This window comes from Saccharomonospora halophila 8 (assembly GCF_000383775.1).
GTDB lineage: Bacteria > Actinomycetota > Actinomycetes > Mycobacteriales > Pseudonocardiaceae > Saccharomonospora > Saccharomonospora halophila.
The window spans coordinates 95,379-100,292 of the sequence record NZ_KB912488.1 but is presented as its reverse complement, the minus strand read 5'-3'; the positions used below and the strand labels follow the sequence as shown (position 1 = coordinate 100,292).

Genomic DNA, 4,914 nt, shown 5'->3' with positions numbered 1-4,914 from the left:
CCCCGGCCGGGAGCTGCGGGCCGTGCGGCCGGACGGGCACTCGGCTTCCGGTGCGGGGTGGCGGACGCGGCACAGCCGGCCGCCTGACTCGACCTCGTCGGCGCCCGGGAGGAAACGACGTCCCACGAATGAGGCTCGCCTCACACACCCGTCACGCCGTCGATGCGCTCGCGGATGAGGTCGGCGTGCCCGTTGTGCCGGGCGTACTCGCCGATCATATGCACCAGGATCCAGCGGAGACTGACCTCGGCGCCACCGAAGGCCCCGGTGTCGTCCAGTGCGCGGGCGGCGCAGTTCTCCCGCGCGCGGGCCACCTCGGCCTCCCACGCCTCGCGGACCGTGGCGAAGGAACTTTCCTCCGGCACGTCGAACCCGCCGTCCGGGGACTCCGGATCGTGGTCCCCACCGAAGATCGTGGGCACCCGTTCGCCCGTCAGCACACGACGGAACCAGTTCCGTTCGACCTCGGCCAGGTGCGCGGTCAGCCCCAGCAGAGTCAGCGGAGACGGGGCGACGGCCTCGTCGCGGAGTTGCGCCTCGGTGAGGCCCGCACACTTCACCCCCAGGGTGGCGCGCTGGAAGTCGAGCCAGCTCTCCAGCGTGGCACGGTCGTCGGCGGTCAACGGGGGCATGGTGCGGTCGGTCTTCGGCACACCCCGAGCATGCCACCCACCACCGACAAAGAAAGCGGCACTCGGTCGTCGGCACTCGGTCGCCCGACGGCGACGACGGACGGTGTCCCCGCCGCGCACCCTACGGTGCGGGATCGGTGCGATGCTGGTGTCGTGCTGTATCGGCAACGTCCCTCGTCGGTCGGCGGCGCCGTCGTCTGGTCGCTCACCGTGTCTCCCGCAGGTGCGGCCCGGGTGCTGCCCGACGGGTGCATGGACCTGATCCTCCTCGGCGGTGAGCTGTGCATCGCCGGACCCGACACACGCTCGCACGTGCCCACCGTGACCGCGGGCGACGTCGTGACCGGGATCCGGTTCCCGCCTGGTGTCGCGCCCGCGGTGCTCGGGCTGCCCGCCGACGAGCTGCGCGACCTGCGGCTCCCGCTGGCCGACGTCTGGGGAGCGGGCACCGGCAGGCGACTGAGCGAACGGTTGACCGCAGCACCGGACGCGGGTCGTGTGCTGGAGAGGATCGCCGCACACCGGCTCCGCACGGCGCGGCCGGACCCGCTGGCGGCGTTCGTCGCGGGACAGCTCGACGGGGGCGAGCGCGTCGCCCAGCTCGCCCGCACAGTGGGCCTCAGCGACCGGCAGCTACACCGGCGGTGCCTGCGCGCCTTCGGCTACGGACCGAAGACACTCGCCCGGATCCTGCGGATGCGGCGCGCGCTGGACTCCGCCCGTGCGGGCACACCGCCCGCGGACGTCGCGGTGGAGACCGGTTACGCCGACCAGGCCCACCTCAGCCGCGAGATCAAGGCCCTCGCCGGGGTTCCGCTGTCCGCGCTGCTGCCCACCTCGGACGGATGATCACCCGTCGAGCGGCGCGAACAGGTCGACGTGGTTGCCGTCCGGGTCGGCGACGGTGGCGTAGCGCTGGCCCCAGAAGGCGTCCCACGGCTCGTGCACGCCCCGGTAGCCGTCGCCCACCAGGGTGCTGAAGGTGCCATCGACCGCGGCGGGGTCGTCGCAGGCGAACGCCAGGGAGATCCCGGGCCCGCCCCGTGGCGGGGTCCAGTCGGGGTCGAACGAGCGCACGGTCTCGACGGTGTCCCAGGCCAGCCGCAGGCCACCCGGCAGCGACGCCTCCACGTGCGGCTGGGCATCCGCCTCGGCGGGTAGGTCGAGGCCGAGCCTGCGGTAGAACGCCAGGGACGCGGACATGTCGGCCACGACCAGGCCGAGGAGAGCGAAACGTGGTGTCATTCCGGCACGGTACGGCCGTGCGCGGCCTCTGGTCTTGAACGAATCGGACCGCTGCACCCGGTTCCCCGCACCGGGTGCGGCGGGGCAGGCTTCGGACTCCTCCGGGCACGCACTAGGCCGGCGAGTACCCGAGGATCTCCGAACCCTCGTACTCCGCGAAGTCTGCGAAGTCCTTGATGTCGAAGGTAGCGAGCGGGATGTCGTAGGCGAGACAGCACGCGCGGGTCAGCCCCCAAACCGGTTCTCCGGCCGCAGGCGGGGGGCGACGGCGGCGGGGGCGGGTGGGGTGTCGTGGCCGGGGACGCACCCGGCGAGGGTGTCCGCCCACTCGCGCAGTCCGGCGACGTCGATACCGTGCGGGGTGGAGTCGGCGAACCCGGCGAGGTTGTCGGCGCCCCGGCGCAGCAGCGACACCGCCCCGTTCGGGTTGCCGCGGGCGGCGTGGGTGAGGCCCACGGCGAGCTGGGCCAGCCCCCGCCACAGCTCGCGCTCCGCGTCCGGGCCGGACTTCCACGCGTCCTCGAACACCTCGTGCGCGTGGAACGGCTTGCCCTCGTCCAGCAGGCGCTGCGCCTCGCGCACCGTCTGCTCCGGGGTCCGCGTCACGCCCTCCGGCTGGCGCTCGACACCCGCGGCGTCGTAGGGCAACGGCCTGCCGAGCCCGTCGCGCGGCCTGGCGTTGCGTGCGCGTCCCTCGTCGTCCCGGTCCCTGTCCGCCACACCCGCGAGTCTGCCACGCGGCGACCGGCTCACCCCGTCTCGCCCTTGGTGGCGTCGGACGCCTTGACCTCGGGTGGGGGCAGGTGCGGGCGCTCGGCGTCCTTCGTCCTGCCGGTGAAGGTGATCTCACCCTCGCCGCGCATCCGCTCCACCATGTGCGGATAGTGCAGCTCGAACGCGGGGCGCTCGGAGCGGATCCTCGGCAGCTCGGTGAAGTTGTGCCGGGGTGGCGGGCTACTCGTGGCCCACTCCAGCGAGTTGCCGTAGCCCCAGGGGTCGTCGATGGTCACCGGGTCGCCGAAGCGGTAGCTGCGCACCACGTTCCACAGGAACGGCAGCATCGACAGGCCGAGCACGAACGCCCCGATCGTGGACACCACGTGCAGCGTGGTGAACCCGTCGGAAGGCAGGTAGTCGGCGTAGCGGCGGGGCATGCCCTCGTTGCCGAGCCAGTGCTGCACCAGGAAGGTCACGTGGAAGCCGACGAAGGTCAGCCAGAAGTGCAGCTTGCCCAGCGGTTCGTTCATCATCCGGCCGGTGAACTTCGGGAACCAGAAGTAGATCCCGGCGAACGTCGCGAACACGATCGTGCCGAACAGCACGTAGTGGAAGTGCGCGACGACGAAGTAGCTGTCGTGGACGTGCCAGTCCAGCGGTGGCGCGGCGAGGATGACCCCGGTGAGCCCGCCGAGCAGGAAGGTGATCAGAAAGCCGAGCGAGAACAGCATCGGCGTCTCGAAACTGAGCCTGCCCTTCCACATCGTGCCGATCCAGTTGAAGAACTTGATCCCCGTCGGCACCGCGATCAGGAACGTCGTCATCGCGAAGAACGGCAGCAGCACCGCGCCGGTGGCGAACATGTGGTGGGCCCACACCACGGCCGAGAGGCCCATGATCCCGATGGTCGCGAACACCATCAACCGGTAGCCGAACAAGGGCTTGCGGCTGAAGACCGGGATGATCTCGGTGATGATGCCGAAGAACGGCAAGGCCACGATGTAGACCTCGGGATGGCCGAAGAACCAGAACAGGTGCTGCCACAGAATGGCCCCACCGTTGACCGGATCGAACACGTGCGCACCCAACAGCCGGTCGGCGGCCAATCCCATCAGCGCGGCGGTGAGGATCGGGAAGGCGATGATGATGAGCACGCTGGTGAACAGGATGTTCCAGGTGAAGATCGGCATCCGCCACATCGTCATTCCCGGCGCCCGCATGCACACGATCGACGTGATCATGTTGACCGCCCCGAGGATGGTGCCCAACCCGGACACCACCAATCCCATGATCCACAGGTTCCCGCCGATACCGACGGAGAACTGGTCCCGCGAGAGCGGGGTGTAGGCGGTCCAGCCGAAGTCCGCACCCCCACCCGGGGTGAGCAGCGAGGCGAGCACCATCAGCCCGCCGAACAGGAACAGCCAGTAGGAGAAGGCGTTCAGTCGGGGGAAGGCCACGTCCGGGGCCCCGATCTGCAGCGGCAGCACCAGGTTGGCGAACGCGAACAGCACCGGGGTCGCGTACAGCAGCAGCATGATGGTGCCGTGCAGCGTGAACATCTGGTTGTACTGTTCGGTCGACAGGAACTGCAGGCCCGGCTGTCCGAGCTCGGCCCGGAGGAACAGCGCCATGATGCCACCGGCCATGAAGTACGCCATGGCCGTGACCAGGTAGAGCTGGCCGATCGCCTTGTGATCGGTCGTGCGCAGCCAGCTCAGCGCGCGCTGGCCGCGCTTGGCCGGGACCGGGGCCGGTTCCTGGATCCTCGTCGGGCGTACGAGCTGCGTGTCCACGAAAGTCCCTCCGCCGAAAGGTGCATCCCCGGGCGCGCCTCGGTCCGGTGACGGCCCGGGAAGGCCACGAATCACGCTAGACGCGCCTGCGGGTACCCGCATGTCGACGAAGTACGCCCGTACGGGTGACCCGCGTGCGGCGGGAGACCCGTGCCCACCGCACCGGCGGCGGTGGGACTACTGCTGGTACGACTCGACCTCACTCACCGGGCGGGCCTGCGGTTGGTCCGGGTCGCCGCCGAACTCGGCGCTCGCCCTGCGCCTGCGCAGCAGGTCCCAGCACTGGTCCAGCCGCTCCTGCAGGTGCCGCAGCCGCACGCGGTCGTTCTCGTCCAGGCCCGTGCCCGTCGCGCGGGAGCGGAGTTCCTTCTCCTCCTCGATCAGGCGGTCGATGGTGGCCAGGGTGTCGTTCTCGGACATCGGTCTCCCCTTCCTCCCCCGCGGCGGCATGCCCCCGCGGGGGACGCGCCAAACGCCCCGTCGTGCCGGCCGGGTCGCGCCGCGCCGCCGGGTCACGCTCCGCG

Annotated in this window: 6 protein-coding genes; 1 reads left to right on the top strand and 5 read right to left on the bottom strand. The window is 70.8% G+C overall.

The genetic code is table 11. The annotated features are described in order from the left end of the window. Positions 1–140: 140 nt before the first annotated feature. Positions 141–632 carry a DinB family protein gene (locus SACHA_RS0103190; protein WP_039737810.1) on the bottom strand — a complete coding sequence of 164 codons (492 nt, stop codon included), beginning with the start codon at positions 630–632 and terminating at the stop codon, positions 141–143. Between the two features lie 153 nt (positions 633–785). On the opposite strand from SACHA_RS0103190, the gene SACHA_RS0103185 reads away from it, so the two are divergent. Then, a complete protein-coding gene (locus SACHA_RS0103185) occupies positions 786–1,481 on the top strand; it encodes a helix-turn-helix transcriptional regulator (protein ID WP_020628588.1) in 696 nt (231 codons plus the stop codon). Here the strand turns inward: SACHA_RS0103185 and SACHA_RS0103180 are convergent, their stop codons facing one another. The 4 genes from SACHA_RS0103180 to SACHA_RS0103165 form a co-directional block, all read right to left on the bottom strand. Next, positions 1,482–1,877 (bottom strand): VOC family protein, encoded by a 396-nt coding sequence (locus SACHA_RS0103180; RefSeq protein ID WP_019807150.1) that lies wholly within the window; start codon positions 1,875–1,877, stop codon positions 1,482–1,484. It abuts the gene before it with no gap. A gap of 225 nt (positions 1,878–2,102) precedes the next feature. Continuing rightward, on the bottom strand, positions 2,103–2,597 hold the full coding sequence (locus tag SACHA_RS0103175) for a DUF309 domain-containing protein (RefSeq protein WP_039737808.1): 495 nt from the start codon (positions 2,595–2,597) through the stop codon (positions 2,103–2,105). A gap of 29 nt (positions 2,598–2,626) precedes the next feature. Further along, positions 2,627–4,390, bottom strand: a complete 1,764-nt coding sequence (gene ctaD / locus SACHA_RS0103170; RefSeq protein ID WP_019807148.1) for an aa3-type cytochrome oxidase subunit I — start codon at positions 4,388–4,390, stop codon at positions 2,627–2,629. 177 nt (positions 4,391–4,567) lie between these two features. Beyond that, complete coding sequence (locus SACHA_RS0103165) at positions 4,568–4,810, bottom strand: DUF2630 family protein (RefSeq protein WP_019807147.1); 243 nt, start codon at positions 4,808–4,810, stop codon at positions 4,568–4,570. Between the last annotated feature and the right edge of the window lie 104 nt (positions 4,811–4,914).